General features: G+C 30.4%; 18 protein-coding genes. 7 read left to right on the top strand and 11 right to left on the bottom strand.

Features of this window, described 5'->3' with window-relative positions; genetic code table 11:
- Positions 1-32 precede the first annotated feature (32 nt).
- The 4 genes from ACMHJW_RS10260 to ACMHJW_RS10275 form a co-directional block, all read right to left on the bottom strand.
- A complete protein-coding gene (locus tag ACMHJW_RS10260; protein WP_413533316.1) occupies positions 33-371 on the bottom strand; it encodes a DUF6150 family protein in 339 nt (112 codons plus the stop codon).
- A 99-nt stretch (positions 372-470) separates the two neighbouring features.
- Positions 471-1,502: an Atu2307/SP_0267 family LLM class monooxygenase gene (locus ACMHJW_RS10265; RefSeq protein WP_413533317.1), complete on the bottom strand. Its 1,032-nt coding sequence runs from the start codon at positions 1,500-1,502 to the stop codon at positions 471-473.
- A gap of 124 nt (positions 1,503-1,626) precedes the next feature.
- Positions 1,627-2,208, bottom strand: coding sequence for a tRNA-(ms[2]io[6]A)-hydroxylase (locus tag ACMHJW_RS10270; protein WP_413533318.1), 582 nt, complete (start codon positions 2,206-2,208; stop codon positions 1,627-1,629).
- Between the two features lie 77 nt (positions 2,209-2,285).
- Positions 2,286-2,687 carry a hypothetical protein gene (locus ACMHJW_RS10275; protein WP_413533319.1) on the bottom strand — a complete coding sequence of 134 codons (402 nt, stop codon included), beginning with the start codon at positions 2,685-2,687 and terminating at the stop codon, positions 2,286-2,288.
- Positions 2,688-2,784: 97 nt separating this feature from the next.
- Between ACMHJW_RS10275 and ACMHJW_RS10280 the strand changes: the two genes are divergently transcribed.
- Positions 2,785-4,026 (top strand): glycosyltransferase, encoded by a 1,242-nt coding sequence (locus ACMHJW_RS10280; protein WP_413533320.1) that lies wholly within the window; start codon positions 2,785-2,787, stop codon positions 4,024-4,026.
- Between the two features lie 13 nt (positions 4,027-4,039).
- On the opposite strand, the gene ACMHJW_RS10285 is transcribed toward ACMHJW_RS10280, so the two are convergent.
- From ACMHJW_RS10285 to ACMHJW_RS10300, 4 genes are all read right to left on the bottom strand, one after another.
- Positions 4,040-4,552 (bottom strand): hypothetical protein, encoded by a 513-nt coding sequence (locus tag ACMHJW_RS10285; protein ID WP_413533321.1) that lies wholly within the window; start codon positions 4,550-4,552, stop codon positions 4,040-4,042.
- A gap of 78 nt (positions 4,553-4,630) precedes the next feature.
- On the bottom strand, positions 4,631-6,070 hold the full coding sequence (locus ACMHJW_RS10290; RefSeq protein ID WP_413533322.1) for an MBL fold metallo-hydrolase: 1,440 nt from the start codon (positions 6,068-6,070) through the stop codon (positions 4,631-4,633).
- A gap of 138 nt (positions 6,071-6,208) precedes the next feature.
- Positions 6,209-6,796: a methyltransferase domain-containing protein gene (locus ACMHJW_RS10295; protein ID WP_413533323.1), complete on the bottom strand. Its 588-nt coding sequence runs from the start codon at positions 6,794-6,796 to the stop codon at positions 6,209-6,211.
- 10 nt (positions 6,797-6,806) lie between these two features.
- The gene (locus ACMHJW_RS10300; protein ID WP_413533324.1) at positions 6,807-7,610 is read right to left on the bottom strand and encodes a sulfite exporter TauE/SafE family protein; all 804 of its coding nucleotides are present in this window, start codon (positions 7,608-7,610) and stop codon (positions 6,807-6,809) included.
- A 215-nt stretch (positions 7,611-7,825) separates the two neighbouring features.
- On the opposite strand from ACMHJW_RS10300, the gene ACMHJW_RS10305 reads away from it, so the two are divergent.
- Both ACMHJW_RS10305 and ACMHJW_RS10310 read left to right on the top strand, forming a co-directional pair.
- Complete coding sequence (locus ACMHJW_RS10305; protein ID WP_413533325.1) at positions 7,826-9,148, top strand: M16 family metallopeptidase; 1,323 nt, start codon at positions 7,826-7,828, stop codon at positions 9,146-9,148.
- Between the two features lie 14 nt (positions 9,149-9,162).
- A complete protein-coding gene (locus tag ACMHJW_RS10310; protein WP_413533326.1) occupies positions 9,163-11,205 on the top strand; it encodes a M16 family metallopeptidase in 2,043 nt (680 codons plus the stop codon).
- Between the two features lie 64 nt (positions 11,206-11,269).
- Here ACMHJW_RS10310 and ACMHJW_RS10315 read toward each other — a convergent pair whose 3' ends face one another.
- From ACMHJW_RS10315 to ccsA, 3 genes are all read right to left on the bottom strand, one after another.
- Positions 11,270-11,680: a DUF1348 family protein gene (locus ACMHJW_RS10315; RefSeq protein WP_413533327.1), complete on the bottom strand. Its 411-nt coding sequence runs from the start codon at positions 11,678-11,680 to the stop codon at positions 11,270-11,272.
- Between the two features lie 5 nt (positions 11,681-11,685).
- A complete protein-coding gene (locus ACMHJW_RS10320; RefSeq protein ID WP_413533328.1) occupies positions 11,686-12,210 on the bottom strand; it encodes a TetR/AcrR family transcriptional regulator in 525 nt (174 codons plus the stop codon).
- 179 nt (positions 12,211-12,389) lie between these two features.
- On the bottom strand, positions 12,390-15,683 hold the full coding sequence (gene ccsA, locus ACMHJW_RS10325; RefSeq protein ID WP_413533329.1) for a cytochrome c biogenesis protein CcsA: 3,294 nt from the start codon (positions 15,681-15,683) through the stop codon (positions 12,390-12,392).
- A 270-nt stretch (positions 15,684-15,953) separates the two neighbouring features.
- Between ccsA and ACMHJW_RS10330 the strand changes: the two genes are divergently transcribed.
- The 4 genes from ACMHJW_RS10330 to ACMHJW_RS10345 are packed head-to-tail and all read left to right on the top strand — an operon-like array spanning position 15,954 to position 18,723.
- Positions 15,954-16,382: a CC0125/CC1285 family lipoprotein gene (locus ACMHJW_RS10330; RefSeq protein ID WP_413533330.1), complete on the top strand. Its 429-nt coding sequence runs from the start codon at positions 15,954-15,956 to the stop codon at positions 16,380-16,382.
- A gap of 21 nt (positions 16,383-16,403) precedes the next feature.
- Positions 16,404-17,732, top strand: coding sequence for a Y-family DNA polymerase (locus tag ACMHJW_RS10335; protein ID WP_413533331.1), 1,329 nt, complete (start codon positions 16,404-16,406; stop codon positions 17,730-17,732).
- A gap of 13 nt (positions 17,733-17,745) precedes the next feature.
- Positions 17,746-18,204 carry a LexA family protein gene (locus ACMHJW_RS10340; protein ID WP_413533332.1) on the top strand — a complete coding sequence of 153 codons (459 nt, stop codon included), beginning with the start codon at positions 17,746-17,748 and terminating at the stop codon, positions 18,202-18,204.
- A gap of 60 nt (positions 18,205-18,264) precedes the next feature.
- Positions 18,265-18,723, top strand: coding sequence for a hypothetical protein (locus ACMHJW_RS10345; protein ID WP_413533333.1), 459 nt, complete (start codon positions 18,265-18,267; stop codon positions 18,721-18,723).
- Positions 18,724-18,738 lie beyond the last annotated feature (15 nt).

The following is an 18,738-nucleotide window of genomic DNA, read 5'->3' on the forward strand; positions in this document are numbered from 1 at the left end:
GTTAATTATAAATAAGTTTATTCAATGATTTATTAATAAAAATATTGCATTTTACTTTTGTTTCTCCAGCCAGCTTGACTTTCATTTTTCACAAAGAAAACTTTTACATCTGCTTGGCTTTCTAAATCTACAAAATAGATTTTGAATTTTGCTTGGCTTTCCAATTTTGTAAAAAACCATTTTCCGTTATTTTCATTTACTTTAAATGATGAATTCAACTTAAAAACTTTCAAATCTGCTTGAGCTTCTGTTTTTACAACAAATACTTTTACATCAGCTTTGCTTTTTAGGTTAACACTAAAAACACTTTGTGCATATATTTTTGTAGAAAAAAACAGAAATAATGGTAAACAACCAAGTGAAAATTTCATATAATCAATTGTAAATTATCTTAACTAAAGATAAAACTATTTTATTAAAATAAAAAAGACACGAAAATGAATCGTGTCTTTTATCGGTATAAATTAAATTTATTTTGTAGCTTTTTTCACTTCTGGTAGAATGTCTTTTCCAAAAATTTCAATAGATTTCATCATATCCAAATGATTTGGAGCGCCAACATCCATATGAGCAGAAAAACGAGTTAAACCAAACATTTCTTGGTATTTCAAAATTCGATCTACAGCCAAAGAAGCATCCCCAACAATTAAATGTCCATTTGTAGAACGTCCGTAATCAAATTGTTGTTTTGTATATTTTGACCAACCTCTACTTGCTCCAATTCGATCCATTTGAGCACCATAAATTGGGAAATATTCTTCAGCTACTTTTTCACTATTTTCTCCAAAAAACGAATGCATATGAACACCAATTTGCATGTTATTAATATCATGTCCATTTTCGATATAAACTTGTTTATAAATTTCAAAAAGGAAATTGAAATCGGCAGGGTTTCCACCAATAATAGCAAAAATAATAGGTAAACCTAATGTTGCAGCACGTACAATTGATGATTTTGTTCCTCCGACAGCAATCCAAATAGGAAGCTTTTCTTGTACAGGTTTTGGATAAATACTTTGATTGATAATTGGCATTCTAAATTTTCCTTCCCAATTAATTACTTCATTATTATTTAAAGTTAAAAGCAAACGAAGCTTTTCATCAAAAAGAGCATCATAATCGTTTAGATCATAACCAAAAAGTGGAAAAGATTCTATAAATGAACCTCTACCAGCTGTAATTTCAGCACGTCCGTTCGATAAATTATCTATACTTGAAAAGTCTTGATATAGTTTGACGGGATCTGTAGAACTGATGACAGAAACTGCACTTCCCAACTTAATATTTTTAGTAACGGTAGACAAAGCTGCCAAAATAATTTCTGGAGAAGAAACTGCATAATCAGGGCGATGATGTTCTCCAATTCCAAAGAAATCTACTCCAACTTCATCCATCAATTTTACTTCCTCTATAATTTCGGTCATACGCTGTTGAGGTGATTGTGTATAACCCGTTTTTGGATCTATATGTAGATCGCCAAACATTCCTATTCCTAATTCCATATTATTTTAGATTTATTCAAATTTATAAATAGAATTTTAGATCTGAATTGATGTAGGATATGAAAGAAAAAAGAGTTAACTCATTAAATTAGAATTAACTCTTTTATTTATTTTCTAGGATTTATTATCCGTGAATTGCTTCTTTATTTCCGTAAGATTGGATTAGTTTTCCTTCGAAATCTAGCCATTCTTGCCAGCGTTTATCGACATCTACATCAGTAGATAATTTACGAGCAAAATTCAAAAAAGTTGTATAATGATTTGCTTCCGAAACCATTAAATCATAATAGAATTTAGCCAATTCCTCATCTTTAATATTCTGAGATAATGTTCTAAAACGCTCACAACTTCTTGCTTCAATCATCGCAGCAAATAACAAGCGATCGACGAAAGCCATATTACGAGAACCATCTTTTTTACAAAATTTCATCAATTGACCAACGTAATCATCTTTGCGTTCGCGACCTAATTTATATCCACGACGTTCGATAATTTCTACAACCATTTTGAAATGTTGCATTTCTTCGATTGCGATATCAGACATTTCCTGAATAAATTCGTCATGTTCAGAATTATAGGCAATCATTGTTATTGCATTGGTTGCAGCTTTTTGTTCGCACCAAGCATGATCTGTTAAAATTTCTTCTAAATTTCTTTCTGCAATATCAGCCCAACGCGGGTCTGTCAAAAGTTTTAGTCCAAGCATTTTCGAAAAATATTTAAGTTCAAATTTACGAAATTATATTCTTTAAAATAGAATCTAAGAAATCGCTTATGAATTAATTAAATGATTTTCTTTTCGATCATTTCCAGCATAACATCCGAAGCATGTTTAAAAGTTGGTGCTTGTTCTGTTAAACTTGCTGCATTTTTTTTATTAACCTTAAAGATTAAATCTTTTTCAGTTGTAAATAATAAAGCGTTTGTAAATGGATTTTTTATATAAGAACTCAAGATTAAAAAAGTCTGTTCAATGCTATGAAATTGTTCCACTTCTTCCGTTTTATATCGAAAAGTAAAGGCAAAATTATACTCATTATTTTCTAGAAGATGCAAACGAACAAATATATTTTTAAGATCAGTATCACCAATAGTTTTGGCCATTGTAAGTTTTGCAAAAGTTCCTTCTTTGATACTTGATTTTACGTGCTCGTAAAATTCTTCAAAAACAGTTTGATAAGACATTTTGTATAATTTTAATGCAAATTTACATTAAAATAAGTCATATTGGCTTATAATATTTATTATTCCAATTAAGAAACAGAAAACGTAATTTTGTGAAATGAAAAAACTATTAATCATTGGTCAAGTTTGGCCAGAACCAACTTCTTCTGCTGCAGGAACTCGAATGATTCAGTTAATTGATTGTTTCAAAAAAAACGGATTTGAGATGACTTTTGCCTGCGCAGCTTCAAAATCTGATTTTAGTTTTGATTTGATTTCGAAAGGAATTAAAGAAGTTGAAATTCAGTTAAATGATGAAAGTTTTGATGATTTTGTTCGAAAAATAAATCCAGAAATTGTTCTTTTTGATCGTTTTATGATCGAAGAGCAATATGGTTGGCGTGTTTCGAAAGAATGTCCAAATGCATTGAAAATTTTGGATACAGAAGATTTACATTTTTTGAGAAATGCACGACAAGAAGCAACTAAAAAAGGAATTGAATTTACTGAAAATTTATTGTTTTCTGATTTAGCAAAGCGAGAAATAGCTTCAATTTTACGTTGTGATTTATCATTAATCATTTCAAAAAAAGAGATAGAAATTTTAAAAAATCAATTTAAAATTGATGAAAATATTTTGTGTTATTTACCTTTTTTAGAAGATGAAATTACAGAAGAAAAAATAAAATCTTGGAAAAAATTCGACAAGCGAGAACATTTTATGTTTATCGGAAATTTTATTCACGAACCTAATTTTAATTGTGTTCAGATTTTAAAAAAAGAGATTTGGCCAGTTTTGAGAAAAAAACTTCCGAAAGTAGAATTGCATATTTATGGTGCTTATGCAACGCAAAAAGTCTTGCAATTGAATAATTCTTCTGAACGATTTTTTATAAAAAATAGAGCTGAAAATGCACAAGAAACGATGTCAAATTATAAAGTTTTATTGGCGCCAATAAAGTTTGGAGCTGGAGTAAAAGGAAAGTTTGTGGATGCGATGCAAACAGGAACTCCTTCGGTAACGACAACGATTGGAGCAGAAGCTATGAAAGAAAATTTTGATTGGAATGGTTTTGTAGAAGACGATATTGAAGCATTTGTAGAGAAAGCTGTTTTGCTTTATAATAATGAAAAAGAATGGAAAATTGCTCAAGAAAATGGTATCAAAATTTTGAACGAAAATTATGATAAAACTAAATTTGAAGCTGGATTTTTAGAAAAAATTAAAACAATAGTAGAAAATTTAATTCAACATCGAAATCAGAATTTTATTGGACAAATTTTACAGCATCATACAAATCAAAGTACGAAATATATGTCACTTTGGATTGAACAGAAAAATAAAAACCTTCCGAAATAGGAAGGTTTTTTGTTTATTTTAATTTGAAACTATTGACAATTGATACAAAATCGCTTTTCATGATTTCTTTATTCTCATAACCGCAATATTGTAAAATTTGATAAACAAATTCTTTCGTTTCGATAATTGTTTGCAAAAAATAGATATGACCAGATTCTGGTTCATTTGTTTCAAATTCGGTGTACGCATAATTAAAACCTTGTTCGTAAGCAACATATGGTTTTTTGATGTAATTGAAACTTTTTTGTGTTGTATATGGCGCGATAGAATTTAGTGTATAATCTATCATATCCAAACTAGAATCGGTTAATTTTAATTCATCCTTGTGTTCGAAAATTAAAAAACCATACGAATTTGGTTTTGGAGTTAGACTTTCAAATTGGATTGTTGCATAATCATTTAAACCAACTGTCCGCTGAAAATTTTCTGGAATTGTTAATGTAAATGATTCTGCTCCATGTATTTTCTTTTGAGAAAATATAGAGATACAAGCAAAAAAAGTGGCGATGAATAACAATTTTTTCATTGGATGAATTTAGATGACGAATATAAAAAAAGCCTCGTTTATCACAAGGCTATAACGTTATTATTTAAAATAAATTGTTTACTTTGTTGAACAAGAATTATTTCCTGCTTGACAAGGAGAAGTTCCTTCTGCTATTTTAACACCTTCTACCTCTTTTATCTTACCAAAACCTCCGGCAACGTCAATTAAATTTTCGTAACCACGAGCACGCAAAATAGATGTGAAAATCATAGAGCGATAACCTCCAGCACAATGTACAAGATATGTTTCTTCTGGATCTATCAATTTCATAGATTCGTTGATAAAATCTAAAGGAGCAGTAATTGCGCCTTCTACATGAGAAGTTTCGTATTCACCTGGTTTACGAACATCTAAAACTTTTAATTCTGTTTCATCTACTAATTCAACAAATTCTTCTGGAGAAATAGAAACAATTTCATCAAAATCTTTTTCTGCATCAAGCCAAGCTTGGAAACCATTATTTAAAAATCCGATAACATTGTCGTAGCCAACTCGAGCCAAACGTGTTACTGCTTCTTCTTCAGCTCCAACTTCTGCAATTAATAGAATTGGTTGTTTGATATCTGTAATTAATGTTCCAACCCAAGGAGCAAAATTTCCTTTAATACCAATATTGATAGAATTTGGAATAAATCCTGCAGCAAAAGTTTGAGGATCGCGAACATCTAAAATTAAGGCATTCGTATCTTCGGCAACTTGTATAAACTCGTCAGGAGATAATGCTTTATTCGCACGTTCTTTTACAACATCTAAAGATTCTACACCTAATTTATTCATCATAACATTTTCTGGAAAATAGAATGGAGGAGGCATTAAACCTGAGGTTAATTCAGTAATAAATTCTTCTTTTGTCATATTAGGATTCAATGCGTAATTTACTTCTTTTTGATTTCCTAATGTATCAAAAGTTTCTTTACTCATATTTTTTCCACAAGCAGAACCTGCACCATGTGCGGGATATACAATAACATCGTTTGCTAAAGGTATAATTTTGTTCCGTAAAGAATCAAATAAATAGCCTGCTAATTTCTCTTGTGTTAAATCAGTATTTAATTTTTGAGCTAAATCTGGGCGACCTACATCACCAATAAATAAAGTATCTCCTGTAAAAATTGCGTAATCTTTTCCGTTTTCATCTTTCAATAAATACGTTGTGCTTTCCATTGTATGTCCAGGCGTATGCAAAGCAGTGATTGTAATATTTCCTAAAGTGAAAACTTCACCATCTGTCGCAATATGTGCTTCGAAATTTGGCTCAGCAGTTGGTCCGTAAACTATTGTAGCTCCAGTTTTTTGCGCTAAATCTACATGTCCAGAAACAAAATCTGCATGGAAATGCGTTTCGAAAATATATTTGATTTTTGCATGATCTTTAGTTGCTTGATCTATATAAGATTGTGTTTCTCTTAATGGATCAATAATTGCAACTTCACCATTGCTTTCTATATAATAAGCACCTTGTGCAAGACATCCGGTGTAAATTTGTTCAATTTTCATAAGCATGAATTTAGTTTGTAAAAATACGAATAATTAAAATTAGAATTTTCCATTGAAGGGCTAATTCTGATACTTTTCATCTATTTAAACTCAAATAAGATTGATAGTTATGGTAAAAACTATGAATGAAATCATAGCTTATTTTTTAATCTTTTTTAAATTAATAAACAATTCAGATCCTGCTCTTGGTGGGATAGAATTATAACAATTTTCCATTACTTTGAAATCAAAATAATCATTAAAATAAGTTTGATATTCAGCTTTGTGACCGCCATATGGTGGAGCATTATTTTCAAAATGTCTGTCAAATAATACACCAACAAGTTTCCCTTTCTCGGCTAATAATTCATTTACTTTGATGCTATATTTTTGACGCAATTCAGGATTTAGTGCACAAAAGAATGTTTGTTCTAAAATCAAATCAAATTCTCCTTCTAACGTAAAAAAATCTTGATGGAGAACTTTTATATGTTGATTGTCTTTAAATTTTTCTTTGATTGTTTTTACAACAACTTCAGAAATATCAATCAAGGTAATATTTGTAAAACCATGTTCTAATAGATAATCGGCTTCGTAAGCATTTCCGCAACCAGGAATCAAAATTCGAATGTTTTTGTTCTCTAATTGATCAATATATGTTTTCAGTGGAGTGGAAGGAGCTTTGAGATCCCACCCTGTTTCATTATTCTTGTATTTAGAATTCCAAAAATTTTCGTCTAGTTCCATCTTACATTAATTATTGAATTATAAACTCTTCTATGAACATAAATATTGCCATCAGGATAATGAATATTGCAAATGTTCGTTTTAGAAACTGAACAGGCAAAAACTTATTAATATAGGTTCCGACAAGAATTCCGACCATTGAAATTCCAATAAAAACACTTAGAAAACTCCAATCTATTTTAATATGAAGAGCATCTCCAATAAAAAATCCGACTAGTGAATTAATCGCAATAATAACTAATGAAGTTGCCGAAGCTTTTTTCATTTCTAATTTGGCAACCATCATAAGTGCTGGAACAATTAAAAAACCGCCACCTGCACCAACCATTCCTGTTAATCCTCCGATTAAGAAACCTTGAATGAATAAGACTGGATTAAGCTTTTCATTTTTCTGAACGATTTCTACTTCTTTCTTACCTTTTAACATAGAAATTGCAGCGAAAACCATAAGTATTGCAAACAATCCGAACATTGCCATTCGACGAGTTACTATAAAATCGCCTATAGCAAATAGATCACTTGGTAATGCAGGAATTAGAAAAGCACGTACTAATGTAATTCCAATAACGGCAGGAAAACCAAATTGCGAAACAATTTTCCAATCAACCATATTTTGAGTTGCTTGTTTTATTCCTCCAATTAACCCTGTAGATCCTACAATGCACAATGAATAAGCTGTTGCAATTTTTTCGTCGAAATGAAAAATATATGCCAAGATAGGAACAGCTAATATAGAACCTCCACCACCAAGAACTCCCATAATAAGTCCGATGAAAAAAGCGCCTACAAAACCAAAAAACTCTATAAAATCCATTTTTTTCTCTCGATTTTTACAAATCTATATTAAATAGAATAACATTTCTATAGAAAATATTATGAAATATTGTTGTAAATTAATACAAATGCCTACTAAACCAATAGACGTGTTATTATTTCATTTTTTTATTTATTCTGCAAATTTGTTGTAACTTTTTTATAAAATATGCTACTAATGTTACATAAGCACAATAAAAGATAAAAAACTACTAAATGAAGAAAATTTTTATGTCTATCTTATTTGCTGGATCAGCGTTATTTGGTCAGCAAATAAAATTTGATGAGTATACTCTACCAAACGGATTGCATGTTATCCTTCATCAAGATAATTCTGCACCAGTTGTAACAACAGGTGTTATGTATCACGTAGGTTCGAAAGACGAACAAGTAGGGAAAACAGGTTTTGCACATTTCTTTGAGCATTTATTGTTCGAAGGAACAGAAAATATCAAACGAGGAGAATGGTTCAAGATTGTATCTTCTAATGGAGGTTCTAACAATGCAAATACCACAACTGATAGAACGTACTATTACGAAACTTTTCCATCAAATAATTTAGAATTGGGATTATGGATGGAATCAGATCGTTTACGTCAACCGATTATTAATCAAATTGGAGTTGATACACAGAAAGAAGTTGTAAAAGAAGAAAAACGTTCTCGTTTGGATAATCAACCTTATGGTAAATTTTCTTATGGTGAAGCAGTTAATCCGCATGTTTTCAAGAAAAGTGGTTATCGTTGGAGTGTAATTGGTTCTTTCGAAGATTTGAGTAATGCAAAATTAGACGATTTTAAACATTTTAGTCAAACTTATTATGTTCCGAATAATGCAGTATTAGTTGTTGCAGGAGATTTTAAAAAGGAAGAAGCAAAGAAATTAATTGAGAAATATTTTGGAGTAATTCCAAGAGGAAAAGATGTTGTAAAAACAGTGATTAAAGAAGATCCTATTACTTCTGAAGTTCGTGCAACAGAATACGATGCAAATATTCAAATTCCATTATTGGCCATTAATTATCGTACTCCAGATAATAAGTCGAAAGATGCTTATGCATTAGAAATGTTATCAAGTTATTTAACAGGAGGGAAATCGTCAATTTTATATAAAAAATATGTTGATGAGAAGAAAGAAGCATTACAAATTTTTGCTTTCAATCGTCAAATGGAAGATTACGGAATTTACTCAATCGGAATTTTGCCACAAGGAGATGTTTCTTTTGATAAATTAGAAAATGAGTTACAACAAGATATAGAAAAGGTACAAACAGATTTAATTTCAGAGGAAGATTACCAAAAAATCTTAAATGGAATTGAAAATAGTTTTGTAGCTTCAAAATCAGGCGTTCAGAATATAGCACATGCTTTAGCAGATGCTTATATGTTGGGAGGAGATACGAACAAAATCAACGAAGAATTGAAAATCTATCAATCGGTATCGAGAGAAGATATTAGAAACGTTGCCAAAAAGTATTTAAACAAAAACCAACGTGTAATTATTCACTATTTACCAGAATCTAAAAAAGCTGCAAAATAAAAAACGACTGAATTATGAAAACAAAGATATTATCTCTTGCGATTGCTTTTATGGCAGTTAGCTTAAATGCTCAAGTTAAAATTCCTATGCCAAAACCAGGTCCAGCACCAACGGTTAATTTAGGAAAACCAAACGAATTCAAACTAAAAAATGGCTTAACAGTTATCGTAGTCGAAAATCACAAATTACCTCGTGTTTCTGCAACTTTAACAATAGATAATCCTCCATTCGCTTTAGGTGCAAAAAAAGGTGCTGAATCTTTATTAAGCGAAATGTTAGGAACTGGAACAACAACGAAATCGAAAGACGAATTCAATAAAAGAGTTGAGTTTTTAGGAGCTCGTGTTAACTTTTGGGAAGAAGGCGCTTCAGCAAGTTCTTTAACTAAATACTTCAAGGAAATATTTGGTTATATGGCAGATGGCGCTATAAATCCTAATTTTACAGAAAAAGAATTCGCTGATGTAAAAAAACGTTACATCGAAGGTTTGAAAGCCAATGAAAAATCTGTAGAAAGTGCAGCATCTCGTGTTTCTAATATTTTGGTTTATGGAAAAGATAATCCTTTCTCAGAATTTGATACACCAGAACAAATCGAGAAAATCACATTACAAGATGTGAAAGATTATTATACAACGTATTACAAACCAAATAATGCTTATTTAATTGTCGTTGGAGATATTTCGACAAAAGAAGTAAAAGCATTGGCTGAAAAGAACTTCAATTCTTGGCAAACAGGAAAACTAAATATTCCAGCTTTTCCAAAAGTAGAAGAAGTAACAAAAACAGAACTAAATGCGATTAACATGTCGAATGCAGTTCAATCTGTTGTGTCTGTTTCTTATCCAGTTCATTTAACAAAAAAAGATCCTGATTATTATGCAGCTTTAATTGCGTCTTCTATTTTAGGAGGAGATTTCAATTCTAAATTAAATATGAATCTTCGCGAAGCTCATGGTTGGACATATGGTGCTCGTGGAGGAGTTTCTGATTCGCGTTACATCGGTCGTTTCAGTACAAATGCTACAGTTCGTAACGAAGTGACAGATTCTGCTATCGTAGAAACGATGAAAGAAATAAAAGGAATGACGCTAAATAAAATCGACCAAAAAATGTTGGATGATGTTAAAGCAAAATTCTTAGGAAACTTTATTTTGACATTAGAAAGCCCTTCAACAGTTGCGAGTCAGGCTTTAACGAAAAAAACAAATCAATTATCGGATAATTTTTATGCTGATTATATCAAGAATATAAATGCAGTAACAGTTGATGATGTATTACGAGTTTCTAAAAAATATTTCCGTCCAGATCAAGCAAAAATTAATGTAACAGGAAAATTAGAACAAATAGCTCCCGCTTTAGAAAAGTTAGGTTATCCTGTTAATTATTACGATTCTTATGGTAATAAAATAGACAAACCAATTTCTGAAGCAAAAGCGACAAACATGACTGTTGCTCAAATTACCGATAATTATTTCAAAGCGATTGGAGGTGCTGATAAAGTGAAAGCTGTGAAATCAATTGTTCAAAAAGGAAAAATTGAAACAATGGGAATGTCAGGAGCTTATACAAAAAAAGATGCATCGCCAAATAAATCTGTTACAATCATGAATATCGGTGGAATGAATATTATTCAATCTTTTGACGGTGAAAAAGGTTTTTACAACTTAGGACAGAAAATCGATTTACCAGAAGAAATGACTGCGCCTTTAAAGAAAACGAATTCACTTTTTGCACCATTATCAGAAGGATATAAAACGGCAAAAGTAGAAGGAATAGTTTCTGAAAACGGAGTTGATTATTATAAAGTTGTTGCAGCAGATATTTCTCGTACAGATTTTTATGATGTGAAAACAGGATTGTTAAATAAATCTGAGCAAAAGATGAAAACTCCTCAAGGAGAAGTTGTCGCTACAACGACTAACAAAGTTTATAAAACATTTGATGGTATTTTAATGGCAGCAGAAATTTTGACAGAAGCTGGACCTCAAACAGCTAAAATAACAATTGATTCAGTAGAAGTAAACAAAAATGTAACTGATGCTGATTTTAAATAGAAACAATTCTTTTTAAATATTTTTTAAGAAAAGGCAACTCTGTAATGGAGTTGCTTTTTTAGTTCTATAAATATCTTTCACTTTCTTCAATTTCAAGATCATTTATGCTTGCAAATCGTTTTGTCATTAGACCATTTTCATCAAACTCCCAATTTTCGTTCCCATAAGCACGAAACCATTTCCCATTTTTATCTTGAAATTCATATTCAAAACGAACAGAAATTCTATTTTCATAATGTGCCCAATATGTTTTTTTTAGTTTATAATTTAGTTCTTTTTTCCATTTTTTTGTCAAAAAAGCTATAATTTCTTCTCGACCATTTATAAATAAATTTCGATTTCGCCACTCACTATTCAATGAATATGCTAAGGCTATTTTTTCGGGATCTTTAGAATTCCATGCTTCTTCTGCTATTTGTATTTTTTGATGTGCAGTTTCCAATGTGAATGGTGGAAGAGGCAGTTTTTGTTCCATATTAATTAGATTAGATTATTTATAATTTGTTTTGATTGATTTACAATCTCATTTGATTTGAATAATTGACTTTCTATAGTTGAACTTTCGAATAAAAGATATACATGGGTTGCTATAAGTTTATCTTTTATTAAATCTGAAAAAAAAATTCTTAGATCATTTTTATGATCTTGAATTACTTTTAAAATTGCTTCTTGTTCTTTCGATATTTCAGATAAAATATTCAGAAAACTACATCCCCTATAATTTTCTTTTTCATTCATATAAATAATAAAATCAAAAGCAGCTAGAATTTTTTGTTTTGAATTATCTTGTTTTAAAATAAAATTTGATAATTCACTAAACCAAAAATCATGACGATTATTTAAAAATTCAATACATAGATTATCTTTTGATTTAAAATGCTGATAAAAACTAGCTTTCGCAACTTTTGCTTCACTTATAATTTGATTGATACCTGTACTATTATATCCTTGTTGGTGGAATAATTCTGAAGTAGTTTTCAATATTCTTTCTTTCGGAGAGCTCATTATTCTTTTTGTTTAACAAATCTATGCAATTAAAATTAAATAGACAAACCGGTCTGTATTATTTTATGTTAATTATTAAATATAAACACAATGTTTATTAATTTAATCGAACAATTGGAAATAAATAGAATCAAAAAAGCTCCAAACAATGTTTGGAGCTTTTCTATATTTAAATTTTATTATTCTACTTTATTTTTTACATGATAAACTTTGTTCTGTAAATACCACGCAGCAACAGATAAGATTAACATTGCAACTGCTGTAGCAGGAACCCAAAAAGGAATTGGAATTGGATCTCCGGCAGCGTATGAGTGTAATCCAGATAAGTAATAGTTAACACCAAAATATGTCATAATTACTGTCCAAACAGCCCACATTGCAGCAACATTGAATGCAAATATTCCTCTTAATCCTGGAACTAAACGCATGTGTAAAACCACAGCATAAACAATTACAGAAACGAAAGCCCAAGTTTCCTTTGGATCCCAAGACCAATAACGTCCCCAAGATTCATTTGCCCACATACCACCTAAGAATGTTCCGACAGTTAGTAAATAAATACCAATTGTTAAAGACATTTCAGCAACATAGGTCATTTCTTTCAATGAAATTTCAATCTTTTTATTTGGCTTAATCAGCATGATAATTAAAGAGAAAACGCCTAAAATAGCACTTAATCCAAAGAATCCATAAGACGAAACGATAATCGCAACGTGTACGATTAACCAATATGATTTTAGTACTGGTACTAATGGTGTAATTTGTGGATCTAACATAGAACCTCCGTGTGCGAATCCCATCATAATTACAGCAACCATAGCTCCTGTTGTTGGAATAAAAGCATTTCGGTTTTTATATAATAATAATCCAGCTAAAACACTAATCCATGAAATGAACACAATAGCTTCGTAACCGTTAGACCAAGGCGCATGTCCTGTTAAATACCAACGAACTCCAAGTCCTACAGCTTGTAGGATAAAGACAATAAATATTAATCCCAAACAAATATTGATAATACGATGTAGGATTTTGCTTTCTGAGAATAATTGAATGAATGATAAAATCATTAAAACTCCACCAACCATACAATATGCAATCATTACCCAAAAGAAAACATTGTATTTGTTGTACAAAACTTCAACTTCAACTTTTGTTGGAGAAGGCACAACATTTTTACCCCATTTTTGTTGGTACTTATCAATATAATCTACTGCATTATCAGCAGGTGTCCAATCACCATTTTCTAATCCTTTCGAAACCATGTTAAAATAAACACTAATCATTCCAAGTGCCATTGTATCTATTTCTACAGGATTTTCTTGTGTTTGATAAATCCAAGAAGTCCAACGCTCCGAAGGATCATTTTGAACAGGAATTATTTTTAATTGATATCCTTTTGCTGTTTGATCTAAAATATTGAAACGTTCAGTAACTTTTATAACTTCTTCATCAAATTTAGAACGTTCAGAAGGTTTTCTAGAGAAAGCTTCGTTATAGGCTTTATCTAATTTGAAACGAGTTGTTTTTGGATCAATCAAATTCATTAAAGATGTGTAACCATCTTCATTTGCACTTGTAATTTTCTTTAATCGATCACCACCTTTTTCACCAACTTCAATCATTGGAGCATTCACCCAATAAGCAGGATCTAATTGTAAAGAAATAAACCATTTATTTGCAGATAATCCATGGAATTTATCTTTTTTATAAACTTTTCTAAGGATTTCTAATGCTTGCGTATTAATAGGTTTTATACGTCCTTCGATATCTTGTGTAAGCAAGTGACCAAATTTGTCTGCATGCTCATCCGGAATTTTTATATTCTTAGCTAATTCATCTCCATCAGCCATTTTTGTAGAAAAACTGCCAATGTGTTCTGATGAATGAATCTTGCCTTTTTCTGAATCGGTTTGGATTTTTTGATGTCCACTTTTACCACCATCTGTCGTACTTGGGCTTTGAGCAAATGCTAACCCAGAAAGTAAAAATAATGGAAGTAAGATATTTACCTTTTTTGTATGTAAACTTTTTAGTAAAGAGTTTAGTTGTGTAAAACGAGTTCCTTTCCAGAACAATGAAACAAACATTCCTCCAAATAATAAGAAATAACCTAAATAAGTGATATTAGTTCCCCACCAATCTTGGTTTACTTGTAAAATAGTTCCGTCTTCTGTTGGGAAATAACTCGATTGGAAAAAACGGTAACCTTTATAATCCATTACATTGTTCATATAAATGTGATGTTTTGTTTCTTTTCCTTCGTCGATAACTGTAATGTTAGATTCGAAAGAAGAAGGATTTGTAGAACCAGGATAACGATCTAAAATAAAGTCATCTAAACGAATGCTAAATGGAACTTTTACTAATTTAGAACCATATCCCAATGAAATATTCATTCCGTCAATTTGTACATCAGCAGAATAATTAGTAACACCTTTTCCTCCAACAATTGTTACTGTATCGCGTTTATCGCCAACAATAACTTCAGCTCTAATTGCACCAGGAAGATTTTTCTCTTCAGCTTTAAATTTAGAACCTTGGCGATATAAAACTTCTCCTTTGAAAGCAGGATTTGGAACCACAAATTGCGCTCCATTTATTGTATATAACGAACGTAATTTTAATGGAGTAGGAACATTAAATTCAACTTTTCCAGCACCTTCTTGCAATTTTTGCATGTCTGTAATTTGTCCAACTTGTTGTCCAGCCATTTGTATATATTCTCCTTCGAAAGGTGATTTGATAACCAAATTTTCTCCTTCTCCAGTAATCTGTACAGCACCATCTTGTGGTCTATTGTAAGAAACAAGTGTTCCATTCACACTTTTTATTTCACCATTTCTGATAAAAACAGAATTACGTCCAGCTTGTCCAACTGTAACAATTTCTAAAACATTTATTCCTTGTTTTTTTCTTACAACAGTATCTAAAGCATGTGGGATAAAATCAAAAGTTTTTAGTTTAATAACTTTATCTTTGAATTGATATTCGCCTTCGAAATGTCTATGAAATAAAGAACTTGTACTGTCCTTTCTATCAAAATACGTCATGTTGTATTGATGATTATCATACGCTAAACGCTGTGTACCATCATCAACCATCATTTTAAAATAAGATTTGTACGAAGTGATTTCGTTACTTGTTCCTCCTTCTGGGATTGGCATTTCTCCCTCGAAACTAATGTAGCGAGTAATTCCTCCTCCAATAAAAATAAACAAAAATGCTAAATGGAAAACCAATAAAGGTAACTTTTCCTTTGACCATAATCGATAACGTTTAATGTTCATTAAGAACAAAACAATCAACCAAATCATTAATACCTCAAACCACTTTGCCTCGTAAATAACAGCTTTTGCAGTAGCCGTGTCGTAGTCATTTTCAATGAAAGTGGCATAACCCATGGCGATTGCGTAGATGAATAGCAAGACCGTCATGGTTCTGGTAGAAAATAGATATTTTTCTAATTTACTCATTACTTATAATTGAGTTACAAAAATAGGAGAGTTTATCAGATAAAGCATTAAAACTTAAATGATTTTTATTAGAATCAATGAGTTAACAGAATGTTAAATATATAGTGTTTGAATAAATTTTAAATCGCTTAAAAACACTTTATTAATCAAAAATATTAAAGAATAAAGATTTCATTCGAATATAATTTGTTAAGAAAATGTTTAGAATTTTTAAAAATATAGCTTAAAAGGAATAACTTTTGTTAAAGCAAAACAATCAATTAGAAAGATATGAAAAAAATAACTCAAATTTTATGTGCTGTTGCTTTTGTTTTCGCTTTGGCAAGTTGTCAAAATAGTAAAGCAGTTTCATACCAAAAAGACAATGGAGCAGGAGGTTATACTGAACAAAAAGTGAATAATAATACTTATATTATTAGCTTTGATGGAAACGAACACAATAAAAAAAATAAAACGTTTGATTATGCTTTGTTAAGAGCTGCAGAAATTGGTCAGAGAAATAACTTTGATTACTTTGCTGTTTTGAGTACTGTGAACGATAAAGTTTTGGAAAAAAGTAATAGTTATAAAAAGTTAGATAGTAATGATACGTGGCTGAAAGTACAATATTTCAAAAATAACAAACCTATTAAATTTCAAACGGTTTATGAACCAGATCTTGTGATAAAAGATTTACGTAAAAAATATAAAATACAATAATATTAAAATCCACTTTATAAAGTGGATTTTTTTTTAAATAAATTAACACTTACGATGACACAATGTGGCGTTTTAACTTCTCAACTTTGTACTATGTTTGCATTGATAGATTGTAATAATTTTTATGCCAGTTGTCATCGTGTTTTTCAACCGAAGCTTTTTCATCAGCCAATTGTTGTTTTGTCTAATAATGATGGTTGTGTGATTTCGCGTTCTGCCGAAGCAAAGTTGGCCGGAATTCCTATGGGCGCGCCAGCACATCAATTTCAACAAATTTTTGAACAGAAAAAGATCAAAGTTTTCTCATCAAATTATCAATTATATGCAGATATGAGCAATCGTGTAATGTCAATTTTATCATTGTATTCACCAGATCAAGAAATTTATTCGATAGATGAATGTTTTTTGAAATTGAACGGATTTGAACGTTTTGATTTGAAAGATTATGGATTAGAAATTAAATCTAAAATTTATCAGTTTACAAAATTGCCTGTTTGTGTAGGAATTGCACCAACAAAATCATTGGCAAAATTAGCAAATCATATAGCAAAAAAATTTCCAGAAGTTCATCAAGGCGTTTATGTAATCAAAACTCAGGAACAAATTTATAAAGCTCTAAAATGGCTAAATATAGAAGATGTTTGGGGAATTGGACGAAGAATGTCACGACGTTTAAGAATGATAGGAATCAATAAAGCGTTGGATTTTGTACAATTGAAAGATGAATTTATTAGAAAAGAATTTTCGATAGTTGGCTTGCGTTTGAAGAAAGATTTGTTGGGCGAAGCAGTATTAGATTTTGATACAATTTCCGCTAAAAAAAGCATTGCAACAACGCGTAGTTTCGAAGAATATACCAACGATTTTGAATATGTGAAAGAACGTATTTCTACTTTTGCGGTTTCATGCGCCGAAAAACTTCGTAAACAAAATTCGTCTTGTAATTTAATTACAGTATTTATTCAGACGAATAAATTTGATAAAAATAAACCTCAATATTATCGCACAATTTCTATTCATTTGCCTTACGAATCCAATTCGAGCATTACATTGTCCAAATTTGCTATCAAAGCTTTTAATGAAATTTACAGAGAAAGCTACGAATACAAGAAAGCTGGCGTAATCGTTTCTGGAATTGTTTCGTCGGATCAAAAACAATTATCTCTTTTTGAAGAAGAAAATTGTCATCATCCCAATTTGATGAAAGCGATTGATTTGATGAATAAAAAATTTGGGAATGAAAAAATAAAATTAGCTTCACAAGATTTAAATAAAACATGGAAAATGCGCCAAAATAATTTATCACCTTGTTATACAACTAAATGGAAAGATTTGTTAGTGGTTTATTAAATAAGATTCAAAAATGAAACGAGCGATAAAAATGTTAGACAAAGAACTGAATTTCTTTACGATAGATGCAGAAGGGAAGAAAAGATATATCCCGAATTTTGGTCATGTAAACGCAGGATTTCCTTCTCCTGCTGAGGATTTTGTAGATGATAAAATAAGTTTGGATGAACGTTATTTAACTCATCCCGAATCTACTTTTCTAATTGTTGTTGGTGGCGATTCGATGTATCCTGTTTATCAAAAAAATGATATTTTGGTGATTCGTACAGATCTTATTCCATTGCATCATGATGATATTATTGTTTCCGTAAACAACGATGATTATACATTGAAACGTTTTGATAAAATAAACAATAAATTGATTGCGCTGAATCCAGATTACAAAGATTGTGTTCAAATACACGAAAGTGATGAGGTGCTTATTCTTGGTGTTGTTGGCGTTTTGGTTAGAGAAAAAAGTAATCGAATTTAAAATTTTTTGTAACTTTTTTATAAAATCTGCATCTACTTAAATAGTAAATACCATGATGTTATGAAAAAAACTATTTTATTGTTTTTGATGATGATTTTAATGCAATCTTGTATAACGATCTCAACCGTTTCGAATGTATCTACAAACGCGTCAAAATATTTGAGTCTTGACGGAATTTATAAAACAGAAGGAACAGTATATTCAGCTTCAAAAATTATAAGACGAAACAACAATCAAATCATTTTAGATTTTGCAAAAATGCAAGGAGAAGTTTATTATCTATTAAAAACAAATCAAGATATAGAATTTCAGTTGGATTATGAAGTAAAGCAAAAAGATGGTTTATTAGATTTTACAATCGTTGATCAAACAGGAAAAGAATTAACTCAGATAGGTAGTGTTTCAAGAGGGAAAATGAGTAAAAAAGAATCGATTCATTTAGAATCTTATAAAACTTATAGAATAAATTTTAAAGGAGATGAATTTAAAGGGAAAATATCAGTGATGTTAAGTAAATAAAATTAAAAAAAGGTC

The organism is Empedobacter brevis, from assembly GCF_965118635.1.
In the GTDB taxonomy this organism is placed as follows: domain Bacteria; phylum Bacteroidota; class Bacteroidia; order Flavobacteriales; family Weeksellaceae; genus Empedobacter; species Empedobacter brevis_A.